Annotated in this window: 16 protein-coding genes; 5 read left to right on the top strand and 11 right to left on the bottom strand. The window is 61.1% G+C overall.

Annotation, left to right across the window (positions count from 1 at the left end; genetic code table 11):
* Nucleotides 1-15 precede the first annotated feature (15 nt).
* Nucleotides 16-1,449, top strand: coding sequence for a GH1 family beta-glucosidase (locus VH599_00570; GenBank protein HEY7346778.1), 1,434 nt, complete (start codon nucleotides 16-18; stop codon nucleotides 1,447-1,449).
* Between the two features lie 269 nt (nucleotides 1,450-1,718).
* Complete coding sequence (locus VH599_00565) at nucleotides 1,719-3,701, top strand: serine/threonine-protein kinase (GenBank protein ID HEY7346777.1); 1,983 nt, start codon at nucleotides 1,719-1,721, stop codon at nucleotides 3,699-3,701.
* 40 nt (nucleotides 3,702-3,741) lie between these two features.
* Here VH599_00565 and VH599_00560 read toward each other — a convergent pair whose 3' ends face one another.
* The 9 genes from VH599_00560 to tkt all read right to left on the bottom strand — a co-directional run bounded on the left by VH599_00560 (nucleotide 3,742) and on the right by tkt (nucleotide 13,833).
* On the bottom strand, nucleotides 3,742-4,155 hold the full coding sequence (locus tag VH599_00560; GenBank protein ID HEY7346776.1) for a VOC family protein: 414 nt from the start codon (nucleotides 4,153-4,155) through the stop codon (nucleotides 3,742-3,744).
* Nucleotides 4,156-4,356: 201 nt separating this feature from the next.
* Nucleotides 4,357-5,229: an LLM class flavin-dependent oxidoreductase gene (locus VH599_00555; GenBank protein HEY7346775.1), complete on the bottom strand. Its 873-nt coding sequence runs from the start codon at nucleotides 5,227-5,229 to the stop codon at nucleotides 4,357-4,359.
* Nucleotides 5,230-5,628: 399 nt separating this feature from the next.
* Complete coding sequence (locus VH599_00550) at nucleotides 5,629-6,879, bottom strand: glucose-6-phosphate dehydrogenase assembly protein OpcA (protein ID HEY7346774.1); 1,251 nt, start codon at nucleotides 6,877-6,879, stop codon at nucleotides 5,629-5,631.
* A complete protein-coding gene (gene zwf / locus VH599_00545) occupies nucleotides 6,876-8,516 on the bottom strand; it encodes a glucose-6-phosphate dehydrogenase (protein ID HEY7346773.1) in 1,641 nt (546 codons plus the stop codon). Before zwf ends, VH599_00550 begins: the two co-directional genes overlap by 4 nt.
* Nucleotides 8,517-8,576: 60 nt before the next feature.
* Nucleotides 8,577-9,479 carry a decarboxylating 6-phosphogluconate dehydrogenase gene (gnd, locus tag VH599_00540; GenBank protein HEY7346772.1) on the bottom strand — a complete coding sequence of 301 codons (903 nt, stop codon included), beginning with the start codon at nucleotides 9,477-9,479 and terminating at the stop codon, nucleotides 8,577-8,579.
* A 27-nt stretch (nucleotides 9,480-9,506) separates the two neighbouring features.
* Nucleotides 9,507-10,658, bottom strand: a complete 1,152-nt coding sequence (gene tal / locus VH599_00535) for a transaldolase (GenBank protein ID HEY7346771.1) — start codon at nucleotides 10,656-10,658, stop codon at nucleotides 9,507-9,509.
* 243 nt (nucleotides 10,659-10,901) lie between these two features.
* Nucleotides 10,902-11,354, bottom strand: coding sequence for a ribose 5-phosphate isomerase B (gene rpiB, locus VH599_00530; GenBank protein HEY7346770.1), 453 nt, complete (start codon nucleotides 11,352-11,354; stop codon nucleotides 10,902-10,904).
* A 49-nt stretch (nucleotides 11,355-11,403) separates the two neighbouring features.
* Nucleotides 11,404-11,694, bottom strand: coding sequence for a hypothetical protein (locus VH599_00525; GenBank protein HEY7346769.1), 291 nt, complete (start codon nucleotides 11,692-11,694; stop codon nucleotides 11,404-11,406).
* Nucleotides 11,695-11,784: 90 nt separating this feature from the next.
* Nucleotides 11,785-13,833 carry a transketolase gene (gene tkt / locus VH599_00520; GenBank protein HEY7346768.1) on the bottom strand — a complete coding sequence of 683 codons (2,049 nt, stop codon included), beginning with the start codon at nucleotides 13,831-13,833 and terminating at the stop codon, nucleotides 11,785-11,787.
* A gap of 287 nt (nucleotides 13,834-14,120) precedes the next feature.
* Here tkt and trxB point away from each other — a divergent pair, with 287 nt between their 5' ends.
* The 3 genes from trxB (at nucleotide 14,121) to VH599_00505 (ending at nucleotide 16,856) form a co-directional block, all read left to right on the top strand.
* Nucleotides 14,121-15,353: a thioredoxin-disulfide reductase gene (gene trxB, locus VH599_00515; protein HEY7346767.1), complete on the top strand. Its 1,233-nt coding sequence runs from the start codon at nucleotides 14,121-14,123 to the stop codon at nucleotides 15,351-15,353.
* A 505-nt stretch (nucleotides 15,354-15,858) separates the two neighbouring features.
* Complete coding sequence (locus VH599_00510) at nucleotides 15,859-16,584, top strand: sigma-70 family RNA polymerase sigma factor (GenBank protein HEY7346766.1); 726 nt, start codon at nucleotides 15,859-15,861, stop codon at nucleotides 16,582-16,584.
* An 8-nt stretch (nucleotides 16,585-16,592) separates the two neighbouring features.
* The gene (locus VH599_00505) at nucleotides 16,593-16,856 is read left to right on the top strand and encodes an anti-sigma factor (protein ID HEY7346765.1); all 264 of its coding nucleotides are present in this window, start codon (nucleotides 16,593-16,595) and stop codon (nucleotides 16,854-16,856) included.
* 26 nt (nucleotides 16,857-16,882) lie between these two features.
* Here the strand turns inward: VH599_00505 and VH599_00500 are convergent, their stop codons facing one another.
* Both VH599_00500 and VH599_00495 read right to left on the bottom strand, forming a co-directional pair.
* Nucleotides 16,883-18,211 carry a VWA domain-containing protein gene (locus VH599_00500; GenBank protein ID HEY7346764.1) on the bottom strand — a complete coding sequence of 443 codons (1,329 nt, stop codon included), beginning with the start codon at nucleotides 18,209-18,211 and terminating at the stop codon, nucleotides 16,883-16,885.
* 38 nt (nucleotides 18,212-18,249) lie between these two features.
* Nucleotides 18,250-18,831: a MerR family transcriptional regulator gene (locus tag VH599_00495; GenBank protein ID HEY7346763.1), complete on the bottom strand. Its 582-nt coding sequence runs from the start codon at nucleotides 18,829-18,831 to the stop codon at nucleotides 18,250-18,252.
* Nucleotides 18,832-18,943 lie beyond the last annotated feature (112 nt).

Below are 18,943 nucleotides of genomic sequence, written 5' to 3'. Positions count from 1 at the left end.
GTTGAAGGAGAACCAATGGGCAACACTGACCAGGCGCACAGCGCCGCCGTGAGCGATATATCGCCGGATGTATCGCTTGCAGACGCCTTCCCCCCCACGTTCCTCTGGGGCGCGGCAACCTCATCCTATCAGATCGAAGGGGCTACCCGCGAGGACGGGCGCGGCCTTTCCATCTGGGACCAATTCGCGGCGACGCCTGGCGCGGTCTATCAGGGCCAGACTGGCGATATTGCCGCCGATCACTATCACCGCATGCAAGATGACGTGAACCTGATGGCCGAGATGGGCCTGGGCGCGTACCGCTTTTCCATCGCCTGGCCGCGTATCCTGCCTAAAGGGTCGGGCAAGGTGAATCAGCGCGGCCTGGATTTCTATGACCGCCTGGTTGATGCCCTGCTGGCAAAAGGCATTACGCCCGCCGCGACGCTCTATCATTGGGATTTACCCCTGACCCTGCACAAACGCGGAGGCTGGCTCAATCGCCAGACGGCCTATGCCTTTGCTGATTACGCGGAAGTTGTGGCAAGGCGGCTGGGTGATCGCGTGGACTGGTGGATTACGCAGAACGAACCCTGGGTGGCGGCGTTTCTAGGCTATGGCGTGGGCGTTCACGCGCCGGGCATGCGCGATATATCCGCTGCCGTCGTGGCCGGGCATCATCTTCTGCTTTCGCATGGGTTGGCGCTGCCCCGCCTGCGCGCCCTGACGCGCCCGACGGCGCAGTTGGGCATCACCCTCAACCTCTATCCGGTCTATCCGGCGAATGATCGCCCGGAGACAGCCCAGGCAGTACAGCGAGCGGACGATTTTCTCAATCGCTGGTTTCTCGAACCGATCTTCTGTGGCCGCTATCCCGACACGCTCTTTGTCGATCTTAAGGTAGCCGCGCCGCCGGTAGAAGACGGCGATCTGGCGCTGATCTCAGCGCCAACAGAGTTTCTGGGCGTGAATTACTATTCGCGCCGGGTGGTACGCGCGCTGTCGCCGGGGAGTGCGCCTGGCCTCTGGAATCCTTCCGCTTTTGAGGATGTTGGCGTGATCCCAGGAGCCACCTATACAGAGATGGGCCAGGGCTGGGAGGTCTACCCCCAGGGGCTGGCCGATCTGCTGGTGCGGCTCAAGAACGACTACGCGCCGCCCGCGCTGCTGGTGACGGAGAACGGCGCGGCCTTTGAGGATCACTGGGATGGCGATGGGCATGTCAGCGATCCCCAGCGGCTAGACTTTGTGCGCGGGCATATTCAGGCGATGGCCGAGGCCGTCGCGCAGGGCGTGCCGCTGCGCGGCTACATGGTCTGGTCGCTGCTGGATAACTTTGAGTGGGGACACGGCTATAGTAAACGCTTTGGCGTGGTCTACGTTGATTATGCGACCCAGCGCCGCATCCTGAAGGAGAGCGGGCGGTGGTACGCGTCCTTTGTCAAGGCGCACCGCCAGGGGCACACCTGATCTTTTGGCAGCCTTCCGCTTCTTCGCTGGCGGCTCCGACTTGTAGCGCCGCCTTCCAGGCGGCCAGTGAAAAGCCGCCTGGAAGGCGGCGCTACAGGTAAAACGCTCCTCTTCATGCTGATGTGATAGTAGGCTGTGACGGCTTGCGCCCCTCACAGCCTATCTTGTGTCCTGGGCGGCGGAGCTTCGTTATTACTCGTTAGAGTATCCATCAACGCGTCGATCTCTATAGGCTGGGAAGACTGTATTCCTGAGAGGCAGGTGGAGTCATGGCCGACATGGTGGGCCAACGCCTGGGGAACTATCGCCTGGTGCGGCTGCTGGGGCGAGGGGGGTTCGCCCAGGTTTATCTTGGCGAGCATCTACGCCTGGAGACACAGGCGGCCATCAAGCTGCTCTCGCTGCACCTGTCGAATGAGGACGTAGAGTCCTTTCTGGCCGAGGCGCGCCTCATCGCGCGCCTGGAACATCCCCATATTATCCGCATTCTGGATTTCGATGTCGAGCAGGAACTCCCGTTTCTCGTCATGGGGTACGCGCCGGGCGGCACACTGCGCCAGCGCCACCCGAAGGGTACACGTCTGCCGCTGGACTCTATCCTCACCTATCTCAAGCAGATTGCCGACGCCCTTCAGTTTGCCCACGATCTCCGAGTGGTCCACCGCGACATCAAGCCGGAGAACCTGCTGCTGGGTCGGCATGACGAACTGCTGCTCAGCGACTTTGGTCTGGCGGCGGTGGCCCGCAGTTCGCGTTCGCAGAGCATGCAGGAATTGAGCGGCACCGTCTCCTATATGGCGCCGGAGCAGCTTCAGGGCAAGCCGCGCCCGGCCAGCGATCAGTACGCCCTGGGCGTGGTCGTCTACGAATGGCTCTGTGGCTCCGCGCCCTTTTACGGCACCGCCGCTGAGATAGCGACGCAGCACCTGCATACGCCGCTGCCCCCACTGCATGAGCAGTTCCCCGCTGTTCCGCCCGCTGTTGAAGCGGTGGTCCTCAGAGCATTGGAGAAAGACCCACACCAGCGTTTTGCGCGGGTGCAGGATATGGCAGAGGCGTTTGAGGAGGCTTGCCAGAGTGTCCTGCCGACGACAGGCGCGCTGCAACCTGGCTCCGCTGCCCGGCGCGTACCCATGAGCGTCACGTCGGGGCAGGCTTCCTTCCACTCTGCTCCCACCCTGAAAGGGAGCGCCTTCCAAACGGCGCTCCCTGGAAAACGCGGCATCTCACGGCGGGCGCTGCTCGTCGGCTCTCTTGCCTTCGTCGGACTCGCTGGCATCGGGGGTGGGCTGGCGCTGTGGGCGCGCGGGCGTCAGCCAGCGTTGGGGACGACGCTGCTGACCTATACCGGGCATCTAAGTTCGGTGGTAACGGTGGTCTGGTCCCCGGATGGCAAACGGATCGCTTCTGGCTCCTCCGATCAAACGGTTCAGGTCTGGGACGGAGCCAGCGGCGGGCATCGCCTGGTCTATCGCGGCCATATGACCAATGTCAACGCGGTGGCGTGGGCGCCAACAGCGGGCGATCAACGGATCGCCTCGGCCAGCGGCAACAGCTTTTTTGGCGGTGAGCATGTTGTGCAGGTCTGGAACGCCGTCACGGCAGAGCGCCTGATCACCTATGAGGGCCATACCCAACCAGTGCTAGGCGTGGCCTGGTCGCCCGATAGCGCGCATATTGCCTCCGGGAGCGCGGACAAGACGGTCCACGTATGGGACGCCAGCAAGGGCAGCCTGATCCTGGCCTACACAGGGCATGCGGCCCTGGTTTCTGCTGTGGGGTGGTCGCCCGATGGGGCGTACATTGCTTCGGCCAGCAACGACACGACCGTCCATATCTGGGACGCGCGCACCAGGGCGCTCCGCTTCCCCTTGAAGCATACCAGTACCGTGAATGCCGTAGCGTGGTCGCCCGATGGCAGGCGCATCGCCTCGGCCAGCGGCAACCTCTTTCTGGGAGGCGAGCATACCGTTCATATCTGGGATGCCGCGACAGGCGGGCTGGTCCTGACCTACAGCGGCCACGCGGCGCCAGTCAGCGCCGTCGCCTGGTCCCCGGATGGGAGGCATATCGCCTCCGCTTCATCCGCTCTGGATAAGACGGTCCGTATCTGGGATGCAGCGAGTGGGGCCACTCGCTACATCTATCGCGGCCATACGCTCGGAGTCACTGCGGTAGGCTGGTCTCCAGATGGGCGGTTGGTTGTTTCCGCCAGCAACGATGGAACGGCGCGGGTCTGGCAAGCTACCTGAAGTGACGCGTCTGTTGCGGTAGTACGCCAGTCACGCCTCTTCAGGCGGTGGGCGCGTTGGCTTGCTGTGGTTGCAGCGGCGTATAGAGTTCGACGAGATAGCCGTCAGGATCGCCCAGGTGGGCCGCGCGGGCCTGCCACGCCGGGCGATCCTGTGGCCCGGCAACTGGCCTGGCGCCGCGCTTGACGAAATCGGCATAGGCAGTGTCAACGTCATCCACGCGGAAGACGAGAACCGCCAGATGACCGGCTGGCCTTGCCGCTGGCACGGCTTCTCCCAGCGCAGTGGCGAAGCCCTCGCGTGTCAAAAACTCTATTCCGGCGCTGTCCGTCTCGAAGTAGGCATAGCCCATCGCCTCGTCACCATACGCCATACGAAACCCCATGACATCGCGCCAGAATCTGATGGAGGCTGCTATATCGCCGACCAGCAGGCGAACGTTCACAAACTTCATGTTATGCTCCTTGTTGTGTGTTTATGTTTCACGTGAAACACGCTGCTGTGCTATGAAACATGCTGCGTGTGTTCCAGGCGGCATCAGTTGCGTGACGCCGCCTGGAACGACGCACTTGCCATGCCTCTTTTGCAGTATAGCAGGGATAGAGGTTACAATTGATCCTGCATTGTCCTCAATGTTCGCAACTGTTGGACGGGTTCAATACCCCCCTGCGGCGGGCCAGGCGATGCGCGGCGGACCCTGGCGGATGCGGGCGCGCACGTCTTCAGGGCTATTAGGGGGCATCCACATGGCTTCGTTCCACCAGGTTGCGCCTGCCTCGGCGAACGGTCGTATCATGGCGATGGCCTGCTCGCGGTCATCGCCGGGCGTTCGGCCTTCCATGACCACATCAAAGGGGGTCGTCTGCTGGCGATGCTCGCTGATATATGCCCGCATGGCTTGGAGGTCTGCGGGGATGACATCGGCAAAGCTGCCGTCGTCGTTCATTCTGGCGGGCAGCAGCCCGTCCCAGCGGAGGACGCGCTGCATGGATTTTGGGCGCGGCCAGGCTCCAACGACCCAGACGGGAATGCGCGGCGATTGGACGGGTGGCGGTAAGAAGGTGAGGTTCTCGACATGATAATGCTTGCCTCTGTAGCTGAAGGGCTGGCCGCTCCAGAGACCGGCCAGAATCTCCAGCCCTTCATCGAGCAGTTCGGCTCTGGTTTTGCGGTCGGTAGCCTCGCCGACTCTGCCGAAGCCAGCGTCGTCGAGCGCGCCCAGGCCCACCGGCAGGACCAGCCGCCCGCGAGAGAGCTGGTCTATGGTGGCGGTTTCGCGGGCCAGCTTCCAGGGCCGCCGCCGCGAGACGGGCGTGAGCATGGTGCCCAGGCGCACGCGCTGAGTCTGCACAGCTATCGCGGCCAGCGCGGCCCAGGGGTCGTAAGCGGGCATCTGGGGGTCAAGTTCGCTGTCAATATAGATACAGTCGGGGATGAAGACGCCATCCCAGCCCGCTGCTTCGGCCTCAACGGCCAGTTCAATGACTATCCGAGCGTCGCCGCCGGGAATGACAAAGCCATACTGCATCTGCGCCTCCTTTGATGGTTAGAGTTTTTCAGGAGCCAACATAAGCGAGTATAGCTGACGATATATGACACCTCGCGTCATATATCATTGGTGTTATACATCGTTGGCATTATACATCATTGGTGTCATACATCGCCATTGCTATATATCGCTGTTGATATATATCGTCAGTGTCATATATCATTGATGTCATAGTATACTGATAAATACTTGCAGCGCCGCCTTCTCAGTCTCTTTCCGACTATTTTTTGAGCCGCACAGGGGAACGGCAGGCGCTGCGCCCTTCCCCACCCTCGCCAGCACGGAGGCCGGCGGTACAGGCAAGAGGCCGCTAGGGACGGCGGCGGTACAGGCAAGAGGCCGCCTGTACCGCCGCCGGGGCGCTTTCTCTCCTGCCGACTATCCTATCAGGCCGCCCGCGACGCTGAGCGCGTCCTCAAAAAGCTCGTCGTGGCTGAAGACTTCTAGTTCGGCGTACATGAGTTCACTGCGCCCAATCGAATCCAGATGGACTGTGCGCGTCTGGCCCCAGGGTGTCCCATCCACTGTGCAGGACGTGGTGGCATGCTCGTGGTCTGCCGAGCGTTGAATAGAAAAGACGCCGGTACGACCCTTGTACATGCTGGTGATCGTTACGGTGATGAGCGCGCCGGCCACAGTCTGCGAGACCATCCAGGCCGGATTTATCTCCGGCTCGCTCTCCTCTACCTGGCGACGGCTCTGAATCAGGGTGGGTTTTTTCTTCCTGGCAGGCGAGGTACGCGGACGAATCTCCACAGCGATGGGGTTCCCGGCGAGTGTGCGCAGCGCCAGGTGATACAGGCCGCCGCTGTGCTTCTGCTGGCCTGGCGCTACAATCCAGCCAAGCTTGCTTGCCAGCCAGCCAACCAGCAGCATTCCCTGGGCTGGATTGGTGACGCCTGCGGTGCGCCCATTCGCCTCGCTGCCAGCATATTCAATGGCGATCTGCGAAATGCCGCTCAGGTAGGGCTGAACCGGCTCCAGATCGAAAAACTGGGCGATGAGTTCGCGCCAGGGCGCGAAACGCTGCCAGTTGAGATCGCTCACTGCCGCGCGATACTGGCGACTCCGCGAGACCCGCGCCAGCGTGAGGAAGTAGTCGCCAACGGTTGTGAACTCCGCTGAATCAACGATCATGCGGTCACTTACTTCGGCCAGGCGCTCGAATATCTTCTGTTCGATTGGCGGGACATCAGCCCACCACGTAAAGACGGGCAGGTTCGCCGCCAGCAAGGGCAAGACGACTCCCGGCAGGTAATTCACTGTCTGGCCCCTGGCTTCAATCATGACCTGTTCGTTGGTATTCTGGCCCTGGCGCGGCGCTTGCTTATAGAGGGAGAGGTCGATCCAGGCTTTCATCTCTTCTTGTGGGAGGTCCGGCTGCGCCAGCAGCAGCACGACGCGCGCGGGATGGCGCTGGAAGAGTTCATCCAGCGCGTTGTTCACTGCCGAAGTAGTGAGCGCGCGCTGGGTGAAGACAACCAAGTTCAGAACGCTGTTCCGCGTGGCGGGATGGCCGCCGTTGGCCGGTGTGGCCGCTGTCGACTCCTTCCAGAGCCTCGCCCATTGGTCTTCAATGGCCTGAATATCTACTGCCAACACGTCCTGCCGCGTGGGTTCAGCGTTCATAATCTTCTCCAGTCTCGGCCTCCGCGCTCTATCAGCACATCGGCCTCTCTAGGCCCCCAGCTTCCGGCTTCGTAAATGGGCAGGTGTGATACTGGATTGGCTGCCCAACCATCCAGCACGCTGGTGATAATCGCCCAGGCTGCCTCTGTTTCGTCGCTGCGGGTGAAGAGGGTGGAATCACCAAGCATGCAATCGAGTAAGAGCCGTTCATAGGCTTCAGGTGGCTCTCCCGCAAAAGCCGAGCCATAGAGGAACTCCATATTGACGCCGCGAATGCGCATCGCTCCGCCGGGCACTTTCGCGCCAAAGCGCAGTGAGATGCCTTCGTCGGGCTGGATGCGCATGGAGAGGACGTTGGGCTGCAACTCTGTGATGTTGGTGTTCTTGAAGAGCATGAACGGTGGGCGCTTGAACTCGATGTCGATCTCCGTGACCCGCTTTGCCAGGCGTTTGCCTGTGCGCAGGTAGAAGGGGACGCCTGCCCAGCGCCAGTTATCAACCTCCAGCTTCATGGCGATATAGGTTTCAGTTGTCGAGTTGGGCGGAACGCCCGGCTCCTCGCTATAGCCTGGGACAAGCTGGTTGTTGAGCCAGCCCTTGCCATACTGGGCGCGCACCGTGTTTTTGCTCACCTGCACCTGTTCGAGTGTGGGAATCGCGTGCAGCACCTTTACCTTTTCATCGCGCACAACATTGGCCTCGAAGCCGACGGGCGGCTCCATTGCGGTGAGCGAGAGCAGTTGGAGCATATGGTTCTGCACAATATCCCGAATGGCTCCGGCGGTTTCGTAATAGCCCGCTCGGCCTTCTACACCGACCTGTTCGGCCACTGTAATCTGTACGTTGTCAATATAGCGGCGGTTCCAGATCGGCTCAAAAATGCCGTTGCTGAAGCGGAAGACCATGATGTTCTGGACGGTTTCTTTGCCCAGGTAGTGGTCAATGCGATAGACCTGGTCTTCGTTGAAGACACGCAGCACTTTGCGGTTGAGTTCTTTGGCGCTCGCCAGATCATGCCCAAACGGTTTTTCGATGACGATGCGCGTCCAGCCGCCTGCTGAGTCGTCGCCATCATGGTTGTCGCTGTTGCCGTGATTCTGGTGGTTGGTGTGGCTGCGCCCGCGATGGTTGGCGACCAGGGCGTGGCCGTGTCCCTCTTTATGCGCCAGTTTGGCCTGCCCCAGTCGCTGAATAATATCGGGATAGTATTCTGGTGAGGTTGCCAGATAGAAGAGGTGATTCCCGTTAATGCCGCGCTCGTGATCAATATGATGGAGCAATTGCCCCAATTCCTCATATCCGGCCAGATCATGAAACTCCGTCTGATGGTAAAACAGCCCTTGCGAAAAGGTCTCCCAAACGGCAGGGTTCACGGGGCGGTTACGCGAGAACTCGTTGATGGCATCTTTGACATACTGGCGCCACTGCTCGTTGCTGATGGGGCGGCGGGCTACCGCCACCACGGAAAACCCAGCCGGCAGCGGGTTCTCCAGCGCCAGGTTATAGAGCGCCGGTAAGAGCTTGCGCTTGGTGAGATCGCCAGTTGCCCCAAAGATGACCACTGCGCAGGGCTGCGGCGTGCGTTCGCCGCGCATTCCGGCGCGCAGTGGATTGGTAAGGACGGCGCTTTCGACCATAACTACTCCCCTCATTGAGTAGGAGTGACTGGCGGCGGTTATAACCGCCGCCAGTCACTCCTACTCGTTTTTGACGGCATGCCCGCCGAATTGATTGCGCAGCGCGGCAATGACTTTCGCGCTGAAGGATTCTTCCTGGCGCGAGCGGAAACGTTCCAGCAGCGAGAGCGTAATGACCGGGGCGGGTACGTCATGTTCCATCGCCTCCAGGACGGTCCAGCGGCCCTCGCCGGAATCGGCCACCCAGCCTTTGATGCTCGCCAGTTTGGGGTCGTGGGCGAAGGCCAGTTCGGCCAGTTCGAGCAGCCAGGATCGGACGACGCTGCCCTGGTTCCAGAGGTGCGAGATTTTCTGGAGGTCCAGGTCGTACTGCGAGGCGTTGAGAACCTCGAAGCCTTCGCCGTAGGCTTGAAGCATGCCGTACTCTATGCCGTTATGGACCATCTTGACCAGATGCCCCGCGCCGTGATCGCCCATATAGCCGTAGCCGTCGGGTGGGGCCAGCGTCTTGAACAGCGGCTCGCAATGCGCGAAGATTGCTTTTTCGCCGCCAATCATCAGGCAATAGCCCACCTTCAGGCCCCAGACGCCGCCGCTGGTGCCTACGTCCATGAAGTGGAAGCCCTTTGCTGTGACTTCCTTGCCCCGGCGAACGGAGTCTTTGTAATACGAGTTGCCGCCATCAATGATGATGTCACCGGGCGCGAGCAGCGGCTCTAACTGGGCAATGTGGTCGTCCACGACCTGCCCGGCAGGCACCATCAGCCAGACGATGCGGGGCGTTTTCAGCTTTTCGACGACCTCTTTCAGCGAGTAGGCCCCGACGACTCTATGGCCCTCCTCGACCAGTTCTCTGGTCTTCTCGGCTGTGCGGTTATAGGCGACGACGCTGTGGCCGCCCTGCGAGAGCCGCCGGACCATGTTGGCGCCCATGCGCCCCAGGCCAATGAATGCAACCTCCATAAACTGTCCTTTCTTTCTCTACCAGAATCAGCCGCCCATGCCAACCAGCAGTTTGCTGCGCTTCTCTTCCAGGGTCTTCAGCAAAGAGTCGAAAGCCTGGGCAAAGAGCTTGCCGCCCTCGTCTTCCAACTGGTCGGTGACAGCCTTATAGCTGATGCCCACCTCTGCGAGCTGCCGGAGGATGCCGCGCGCCTCTTCGATGTCCTGCGTGAGCGTCATCGCCACCTTGCCATGATCCTTGAAGGCTTCTATGGTCTGATTGGGCATGGTATTGATGGTTTCCGGGCCGATCAACTCTTCGACATAGAGGACATCTTTATATTTCGGGTTCTTGGTGCTGGTGCTGGCCCACAGGCAACGCTGCACCATCGCGCCTTTCGCCGCCAGCCGGGCAAATCGCTCGCCCTGGTGGAAGAGTTCCAGATACTTTTGATAGGCCAGCCTGGCGTTGGCGTTGGCTGATTTGCCCAGCAGGTTGGTCAGCTTCTCTTGCTCCGCGCCGCTGGCCGTCTTGATTTTTTCTTCCAGCAGTTTATCAACCAGGGTATCCACGCGGCTGACAAAGAAGCTGGCAACCGAAGCCAGTTTCTCGATTGGCTGTCCGGCGGCCACGCGCTTCTCCAGCGCGTTCAGGTAGGCGTTGGCGACTTTTTCGTAGTAGTCCAGCGAGAAGATCAAGGTGATATTGATGCTGACGCCGTCGGTGAGGCACTGCTCGATGGCGGGCAAGCCTTCGTCGGTCCCCGGAATCTTGACGAAGACGTTGGGGCGGTTGACCTCATCATGCAGGCGGTGCGCTTCGGCAATCGTGCCTCTGGTGTCGTGTACCAGATGGGGCGAGACTTCGATGGAGACGTAGCCGTCACGGCCATGTGTGCGGTCATAGACGGGGCGCAGCTTATCGCAGGCCATCTGAATGTCTTCGACGGCGAGCGCCTCAAAGAGTTCGCCCGCGCTCTTCTTGCCGTCGGCGCGAATCAGTCTGTTCAGCGTTTCGTCGTAGTCGCTGCTGCCGCCAATCGCTTTCTCGAAGATCGAGGGGTTGGAGGTGATGCCGGTAATGGCGTCTTCGGCGATCAGGCGATCAAGTTCGCCAGTGGTGATCAGGCTGCGGCGAATATTGTCGAGCCAGATGCTTTGTCCCGCGTCATGCAGTTGTTGTAAAGAGTTCTTTGTCACGGCGTTTGCTCCTTTCAGAATTACGCCCCATTTCCATACCGCGCTTGATGGACGTTTATGCTATTTTCCCTATCGTAATGGTAAGCCTTCCACCCGCTGCACACAAGCTGAACCGTATTGCGCCGGTTCAGAGGGGGCGCTTAGAATGCCTCACACAACCGACGGTTGGCCCCACCCCTGCCGCCTGGAAGGACGGCGCTACAACCCCACCCCTGCTCGTGCGGAGGTTGTGTGAGGGGGCGCTTATTGCCCCTCGGCCTCGATCTCGCCAACTTTCTTGAGCCGACGCACATGGCGCGGTTCGCCGCTGAACTGCGCGGCAAGAAAGGCGCGAATCAAGTCTGCGGCCAGTTCGGGGCCGACGACGCGCGCGCCCAGGCAGAGGACGTTCATGTTGTCGTGTTCCACGCCCTGGTGGGCGGAATAGTGGTCGTGGCAGACCGAGGCGCGGATGCCTTTCATTTTGCTGGCGGCCACCGCTGCGCCCACGCCGCTGCCGCAGACCAGTACGCCGCGCTCGGCCTGCCCGCTCAAGATGGCTTCGCCAACGGCCCTGGAGAAATCAGGGTAGTCGTCGCCAGGGTCCAGATTGAACGCGCCCACGTCCACCGCTTTGTGTCCCTCTTTACGAAGTTCCTCCAGAATAAACTCTTTGAGGGGATAACCCCCGTGATCCATGCCGACAGCTACGCGCATGATGTGCGCTCCTTCCAGCTATTCAACAGGCAGGGAAGCTTGCTGACGCCTACCGATAGATCGGGCGACCAGCCGAATAGTCGGCGTGATGGCCCATAATGCCATCCTGGCACTCGTTGCAGACGAATCCTGCCTCCTGCCCATCATGCGTACCCGAATGCTCATGCTCGCTGACACACGCGGCAAAAGCGAAGCGATGCCGGAGGGCGGGCCGATCAAAATAGCAATCGAAATAGACCCATTCCCGACAATGGTCGCTCCATGCCTGCCCGCGAAACGTTTCTTTGACGCCGCGCGCCAGGATTTCCTGCTCCAGCGCGCTGAGATGCTCACAAACCATTGCCCCATCCTTACACGTCGCTCAGGCGTGATTGACCTTTTCGGCATTCGCCGGTAGAATATGCCAGGGCTGACACAAGGAGCTAAACTCTTAATGACGATCCGCTTTGAGGATATTGAAACGCAGAGCATGTGCCACGACGTTCTCAACTGTCAGCTCATATTTTTCCATGAGCGTCTTATAGGGCGCTGAAGCCCCATAACGCTCGACGCCAACCACGTCGCCATCCAGGCCGACGTAGCGATACCAACTCATCGGCGCGGCGGCTTCCACGGCCAGGCGCTTTGTGACTGATGGGGGCAAGACGCTCTCTCGGTACTCTTCTGGCTGGCGATTGAAGATTTCCATGCTGGGCACGCTGACGACCCGCGCCTGGATGCCCTGTTCGGCCAGGCGCTTTGCCGCTTCGGTGATCAGCGATACCTCCGAGCCAGAAGCCAGCAGAATGATGTCGGGCTGGTGGTTGGGAGCGTCGGCCAGAATATACGCGCCCCGCTGGAGGCCGCTGGCGGAGGCGTAGACGGCGCGGTCCAGGTGGGGCAGATTCTGGCGGGTCAGCGCCAGCGCCGTCGGGCCGTCTTTGCGGGTCAGCGCCGCGCGCCAGGCTTCGGCGGTTTCGTTGCCGTCGCAGGGACGAATGACGGTGATGTTGGGAATCGCTCGCAGCGCCGAAAGCTGCTCTACCGGCTGATGCGTCGGGCCATCTTCGCCCAGGCCAATGCTATCATGGGTGAAGACATAGATGACGCGCTGCTCCATCAGGGCGGCCAGGCGCATCGGCGGGCGCATATAGTCGGAAAAGATCAGGAAGGTCGCGCCGTAGGGGATTACGCCGCCGTGCAGGGCCATGCCGTTGAGGGTCGCCCCCATCGCATGCTCGCGGATGCCAAAGTGCATATTGCGCCCGCCGGGCTGGACGCCATAATCGGCAACGCCTTTCATCAAGGTATCGGTGGAGGGGGCCAGATCAGCGGCGCCACCGAGCAGCGTCGGCAGCTTTGCCGCGATGGCGTTAATTACTCTGCCGGAGGCGACGCGCGTGGCAATCGGCGGGTCTTCGGGCTTGAAGACGGGTATCTCGGCGTCCCAGCCATCGGGGAGGTTGCCGCTCAGCGCCGTCTTCCAGAGGGACGCGAGATCGGGATGCGCGGCGACATACGCCTCGAAGCGATTCTGCCAGTCGGTCTGGGCCGCTTTGCCGCGCTCCACCGACTGGCGGAACTGCGCCAGGGCTTCATCGGGGACGTAGAAGTCTTTGTCGGGCCAGCCGAGGTTTTGTTTGGTCAGCTTGATTTCGTCCACGCCCAGCGGCGACCCATGCGCCCCGGCGGTGTCGTGCTTGTTGGGGCTGCCCTCGGCGATATGCGTGCGCGCGATAATCAGGCTGGGGCGCAGCGTTTCGGCGCGCGCTCTCTTCAGCGCCTCGCTGATCTGGGGGATGTTATTGCCATCAACGCGCTGGACATGCCAGCCATACGCCGCGAAGCGGTGGCCGACCTCTTCGCTGAAGGCCAGATCGGTATCGCCCTCGATGGTGATATGGTTGTCATCATAGAAGAAGATCAGCTTGCCCAGGCCCAGATGCCCGGCCAGCGAGGCGGCTTCGTGCGAGACGCCCTCCATCAAATCGCCATCGCTGCATATGCCATAGGTATAATGATCCACGATGGTATGCTCAGGCGTGTTAAACACCTCGCCAAGATAGCGTTCGGCAATTGCCATGCCCACCGCGTTGCCGAAGCCCTGGCCCAGCGGGCCGGTGGTCGTTTCCACGCCGGGCGTCAGGCCATGTTCGGGGTGGCCCGGCGTCTGGCTGCCCCACTGGCGAAACTGCTCTAACTGCTCTAGCGGCAGATTGTAGCCGGTGAGATAGAGCAGGCTGTAGATCAGCATGGAGGCATGGCCGCAGGAAAGCACAAAGCGGTCACGATCAGGCCAGGATGGGTCGAGGGGGTTGTGCTTGAGAAAGCGGGTCCACAGGGTATAGGCAACGGGCGCCAGGCCCATTGGCGTGCCGGGGTGGCCGCTGTTGGCCTTTTGCACGCTGTCCATCGAAAGCGTGCGGATGGTGTTGATGCACAATGTCTCCAGCGGAGTCTGCGCTGGCTCGGATGGTGTGTCGGTTTGGGGTGCTGTCAAATCGTCTCGCCTCCTCAGTAGTCAGGTATTCTTCTTCCCTGTCTATCATAGACCAGAAGAGCCTGGAGGGCAAGAAGGCTCACCAGATAGTCTAGCCGCCTGGAAGGCGGCGCTACCAGTACAACGCTTCTCTTCAAGGGTACCGGTTGAGGGTTGGCAGCGCATCGGCAAGATTACCCAAATGCTCCCCTTGTAACAAAGCAGGCCGAAGGGGGACAATACGGGAAGAAATGCGCTCAAACACATTACAGGGTAAAGAAACAGTTGGCTGAAGGAGAATGGTTGCAATGTCGCACACGAATATCACGCTCTATGGCACGCTCTGGTGCAGCGATTGCAAGCGCGCCAAGAAGTTTTTTGGCGAGCAGCGCGTCCACTATCGCTTTGTTGATGTGGACAGCGACACAGAGGGACTGGCCTTTGTGGAGCAGGTGAACCAAGGCAAAGATATTATCCCGGTGATCCTCTTCGAGGATGGTTCAACGCTGGTTGAACCGTCCAATGCGCAACTGGCGGAAAAGCTGGGGCTGCAAACTACCGCCAAAAACCGCTTTTATGATCTGATTATCGTGGGCAGCGGCCCGGCGGGCCTGACGGCTGCGCTCTATGCCGCGCGCGAGGGCATCGAGACGCTGGTGATTGAGCGCGGCGGCGTGGGCGGCCAGGCAGGTGTCACCGAGCGGCTGGATAATTTCCCCGGCTTCCCGGAGGGTATCTCCGGCGCGGAGTTTGCCGACAGGCTGCGCCAGCAGGCGGAGCGGTTTGGCGTCGAAATCCTCTCAGCGCAAGAGGTGACAGAGGTTGGGGTTGATGGCAGCTATCGGCTGGCGCGCACCGCCGACGGTACAGAGTATCGCGCCTGGGCGATCTTGCTGGCGTTGGGTTCCACCTATCGCCGGTTGGGCATCCCCGGCGAAGAGGACTTCATCGGCGCGGGCGTGCATTTCTGCGCCACCTGCGATGGCCCGTTTTATCGCGGCAAAGAGGTGCTGGTGGTTGGCGGTGGCAATTCCGCCGGGGAAGAGAGCCTGTTCCTGACGAAGTTTGCCAGCCATGTCACCATCGCCACGCGGGGCGATGGCCTTTCGGCCAGCAAGGTGGTGGTGGAGAAGGTGCAGGAGAACCCTCAGATTGATGTGCTTACCAACGTTCTTCCGGCAGAGTTCAAGGGCGATACCCGCCTGAAAGCTGTTGTTCTGCGCAATACGCAGACCGGCGAAACCCGCGAAATCACGCCACAAGGCGTCTTCGTGTTCATCGGCCTGAAGCCGAATACGCAGATCGTCAAAAATCTGGTAATGCTGGATGAACGCGGCTTCATCCTTACCGATGGCATGCTCCAGACTAATGTTCCGGGCATCTTTGCCGCTGGTGATTGCCGCGCCGACAGCACAAAGCAGGCGGCATCCGCCGCTGGGGAAGGCGCAGCCGTCGCGCTGGCGCTGCGCCGCTATATCGAGCCGCTTGCCAGTGGTATGCCTAAACACGGCCTGCTCATGGAGGAACTGGCAATGGCCTGAGATGAGGTTCTACCAAGAAAGCGAGGGCCACCTGTAGCGCCGCCTCCCTTCGGGAAGGGCCGCTTGACCGCCCCTTTGGGGAGCGGCCCTTGCGGGAACTGGTCCTGCGGCCTGGGCTGCTTGCCTCGGCTGTTGCCCCGTCCTCTCGCTCCCGTTGGTCGCTCGCGCAGCCCAGTTCCCGCATTCTCCCTCGCTGCGCTCGGTCGCGGGCCGCTGCTGGGCGCGGCCATTCTCGCTCCTGTTGGTCGCTCGCGCGTCCCTTCCAGGCGGCCAACGCTGCGCCAGGGCGAGCGTTGGCCCTCCAGGCCACGGCGCCAGCAGGCCAGCGTTGAGCCGCCAAGATGGCGGCGCTACAAGTGGCAACCCCCGATAGGTGGTGAAACCCTGAGATGACTGGTGTTTGACGATGCCGGGCGCGGCGCGCTATACTTCCTGCGGCGAGGCGGGTCATCGAACGCTCTCCTGATGAGAGCAGGCGCTTGATTCGCTTGAAAGATGGGAAGCGATGAACGAGCCAGCGCGCCAGCCCGACGATATGCCCGATAAAACCGCCATTCAGCGCACCAGACCGGGGGCTGATCCGTCAGGTTCTTCGGCGGCGCTGGATGATCTGCGTCTGGTCGAGGCGCTGCGCAACGGCGACGAGGCTGCGTTCATGACGCTCATCAATCAGTATCATATGCCTTTGCTGCGTCTGGCGATGCTTTACGTGCCGGAGCGCAGCCTGGCCGAAGAGGTGCTTCAGGACACCTGGATCGGCGTTCTTCAGGGCATTCATCGCTTTGAGGGGCGATCTTCGCTGAAGACCTGGATTTTCCGCATCTTGATGAACCGCGCCAGAACGCTCGCGCAGCGCGAGGGGCGCAGCGTGCCTTTTTCGTCGCTGGCAGGCGTTGATAATGGGCCGCTTGATGGGGGGATAGAAGCTGATCGCTTTCTGCCAGCCGATCATCCTCAAAGCCCCGGTAGTTGGGCTTCCTTTCCGCCAGGCTGGGAAGACGTTCCCGAAGACCATCTGCTTTCGCAGGAGACGCGCGGACGCATTGATCAGGCTGTTCAGGCGCTGCCAGCCAGCCAGCGCGAAGTGATTACCTTGCACGATATTGAGGGATGCTCTTCTGAAGAGGTGTGCAGCTTGCTGGGAATCTCGGCGGTGAATCAGCGGGTGCTGCTCCATCGCGCCCGCTCTCAGGTGCGGCGGGCATTAGAGCAGTATTTCAAGGAAGAGTAGGGCCAGCCATGACGATCTCTGACGAACTTAGCTGCAAAGAAGTCGTAGGACTTGTTACCGAATATCTTGAAGCGGCGCTCCTGCCGAAGATGCAGACGCAGTTCGAGGAGCATGTCGCCGACTGCCCCGGCTGTCAGACGTATCTGCGCCAGATTCAGCAAACCATTGACATGCTCCGCAAGCTGGCTGAAGAACCGATGTTTCCTCAAACAAAGCAGCAGCTTCTGAGCCTCTTCCAGACCTGGAAGAACGCTCCCCCTTCAGGCGCGTAAAGTGCGCGGGCCGTCGCTGCCAGGCGTCAGGTCTGTTTCGGCCCGCGATAATCTTTTTGCCCGCGTGATCTGGTCTGATGATGGTACAGCGCCTCTTTAGACATGGCGGGGGACAGCGGGGCATTCGCCATCTGCTCTCCCGTGCTTTCTAACTCGGCGATGGAGGCTTGCAGTTCTTGATCCTCGCCAGCGTATCCGGCGATGGAAGTCGCAACCTTATTCAGTTCTGCGCGTGCGCCCGCAAGATCGCCCTCCTGGCTGCGTTTGATCGCCTCGCGGTGAGCGCGATCCGACTCGTGCAGCCCCACCCAGTGCATGACCGACGGGTCGCGCGCCTCAGCTTCGCAGGCGGCCTGATCGGCATAACTGAAGCGAATGTCCTGCCAGTCGGTGCTGCGCTCGCCGCCATCGGCCACCCAAAGCACCCGCGCCCGCACCACATGGCTATCCTGCCCCTGCTGCGCTGGAAAGCCGAAGCGCACGATGACATGGCGTTCTTCACCGCTCAGCAGATCGCCAATCGCAATCGTCCAGCGCGAAGTCGGCGCAGACGAGGCGTTGGACCAGTATGTGCTGACCAGATCGACCTGTATGGCTGATTCGACCTCGATCTCCAGCCGCACCTGCCGCGCTGAGACCGCCAGCAGATCGCCAAGCTCGCCGATAAAGGTATTGGCAATTTCGTCGGCTGTGCGCAGGTGATGGAACTGGCCGCCGCCCGCCACTGCCATTGGCCCCAGCAGCAATTCGTTATAGTCGTTCCCGATGCCAAAGGTGCTGGTGCCGATGCCAGCATGCTCGCGGATTCCGGCAGCCTCGCTGGCGATTTGCTCCGGGTCGGTGACGCCCACATTTGCCAGCCCATCGGTCAGCAGGAAACAGCGTGAAAGCCCGGCCTCTGCGGCAGGTACGCTTTCGCTGGCAATCGCCTTGCAGCCGGTCAGCCAGCCTTCGTGCAGGGCGGTGTTGGCCCGCGCCTCAATCAGCGCCAGCGCGGCGTTCACGCTGGCTTTGACGGCTGGCGTCACCGCCGACTTCGCCTGAATGACATCAATCTGGTCATCAAAGACCACCACCGCCACCTGATCGCGCTCTTCCAGCCGATCCAATACTCCCAGCGCGGCCTGCTTAGCGATATGTATCTTCTCGCCCTGCATCGAGCCGCTGCGATCCAGCACCAGGGCCAGGGTTAAGGGCGTTCGCTCTGCCTCGGTCCTGACGGCCTCCTGCTCCACCCGCAGATGAAAGTCTATGTGGCGAAAACTGCCGTCCTGGCGAATGAGACGCCGCTCCGGGCGCATCCTCAGTGTGATATGTGCTTTGCTTCCATTCCCAGAACCACTTGCGGCGCTCATGCGCTCCTCCTTTTGTTACTGCTCATCTTTACCACCTATCATCGTTTTTTCTGGTCCGGCGGCCCGGCTGTCCACAGCAGGCGTTCGATCAACCGGCGCTGCTTATCGGCAACATCCACCTTCACATACAATTCCACCCCTGGCGCAAGCTCCCAGCGTTGCCAGACATCGGCGGGCTGATGGGGCAGCGCGTTGACGGGCCGAGGATAGAGCTTTAGAGAGGCCGAAGCCTGGGCCACTGGCGCGGGGCCGGGCGGCGGCTGGCGAGCCTCGCGCGCCTGTTGCAGCAGCATCCCTAAATACTCTTTCGGCGCCTGCGTCTGCGCCGCCTGCTCTCGTTGCATCGCTCGCTTCTCCTCTTCAGCCAGCAGCGCCTGTTCGTCCTCTGACGAGAGGCGCGAAAGCATCTCGCGCATCTCAGCCAGCGGCATTCGCTGCTCCGAAAGCCGTCGAATCAGGCGCAGGCGCAGCAAATGGTCGCTGCTGTAGCTCGCTGCCTTCCCGCGCGCCCCTGGCCCCGGCAATAAGCCTTCGGCAATATAAAAGCGGATGGTGCGCACCGATATGTCGGCGCGCTCGGCCAGCTCTTCAATCGTCAGTGTCTGCTCTTCGTCTTGCATGGGTCTATTATACACAGTAACACTGTCACTGTCAATAGTCGCTGGCGTGTCGTTTCCGGCAAAAATTGGGGGCTGCTCTTTGCAGCGTCGCCATCCTGGCTGCCGATTGAAG

This window comes from Ktedonobacterales bacterium (genome assembly GCA_036557285.1).
In the GTDB taxonomy this organism is placed as follows: domain Bacteria; phylum Chloroflexota; class Ktedonobacteria; order Ktedonobacterales; family DATBGS01; genus DATBHW01.
Note: the sequence above shows the minus strand (reverse complement) of the source record. Positions and strands in the feature narration are given on the sequence as shown.

Coding starts and splice junctions, on each gene's coding strand:
- VH599_00500 (HEY7346764.1), bottom strand. CDS start 18,211: ATGAGCGCCGCAAGTGGTTCTGGGAATGGAAGCAAAGCACATATCACA.
- VH599_00495 (HEY7346763.1), bottom strand. CDS start 18,831: ATGCAAGACGAAGAGCAGACACTGACGATTGAAGAGCTGGCCGAGCGC.
- VH599_00560 (HEY7346776.1), bottom strand. CDS start 4,155: ATGAAGTTTGTGAACGTTCGCCTGCTGGTCGGCGATATAGCAGCCTCC.
- VH599_00525 (HEY7346769.1), bottom strand. CDS start 11,694: ATGGTTTGTGAGCATCTCAGCGCGCTGGAGCAGGAAATCCTGGCGCGC.
- rpiB (HEY7346770.1), bottom strand. CDS start 11,354: ATGCGCGTAGCTGTCGGCATGGATCACGGGGGTTATCCCCTCAAAGAG.
- VH599_00555 (HEY7346775.1), bottom strand. CDS start 5,229: ATGCAGTATGGCTTTGTCATTCCCGGCGGCGACGCTCGGATAGTCATT.
- zwf (HEY7346773.1), bottom strand. CDS start 8,516: ATGGTCGAAAGCGCCGTCCTTACCAATCCACTGCGCGCCGGAATGCGC.
- VH599_00565 (HEY7346777.1), top strand. CDS start 1,719: ATGGCCGACATGGTGGGCCAACGCCTGGGGAACTATCGCCTGGTGCGG.
- VH599_00550 (HEY7346774.1), bottom strand. CDS start 6,879: ATGAACGCTGAACCCACGCGGCAGGACGTGTTGGCAGTAGATATTCAG.
- gnd (HEY7346772.1), bottom strand. CDS start 9,479: ATGGAGGTTGCATTCATTGGCCTGGGGCGCATGGGCGCCAACATGGTC.
- VH599_00570 (HEY7346778.1), top strand. CDS start 16: ATGGGCAACACTGACCAGGCGCACAGCGCCGCCGTGAGCGATATATCG.
- VH599_00510 (HEY7346766.1), top strand. CDS start 15,859: ATGAACGAGCCAGCGCGCCAGCCCGACGATATGCCCGATAAAACCGCC.
- VH599_00505 (HEY7346765.1), top strand. CDS start 16,593: ATGACGATCTCTGACGAACTTAGCTGCAAAGAAGTCGTAGGACTTGTT.
- trxB (HEY7346767.1), top strand. CDS start 14,121: ATGTCGCACACGAATATCACGCTCTATGGCACGCTCTGGTGCAGCGAT.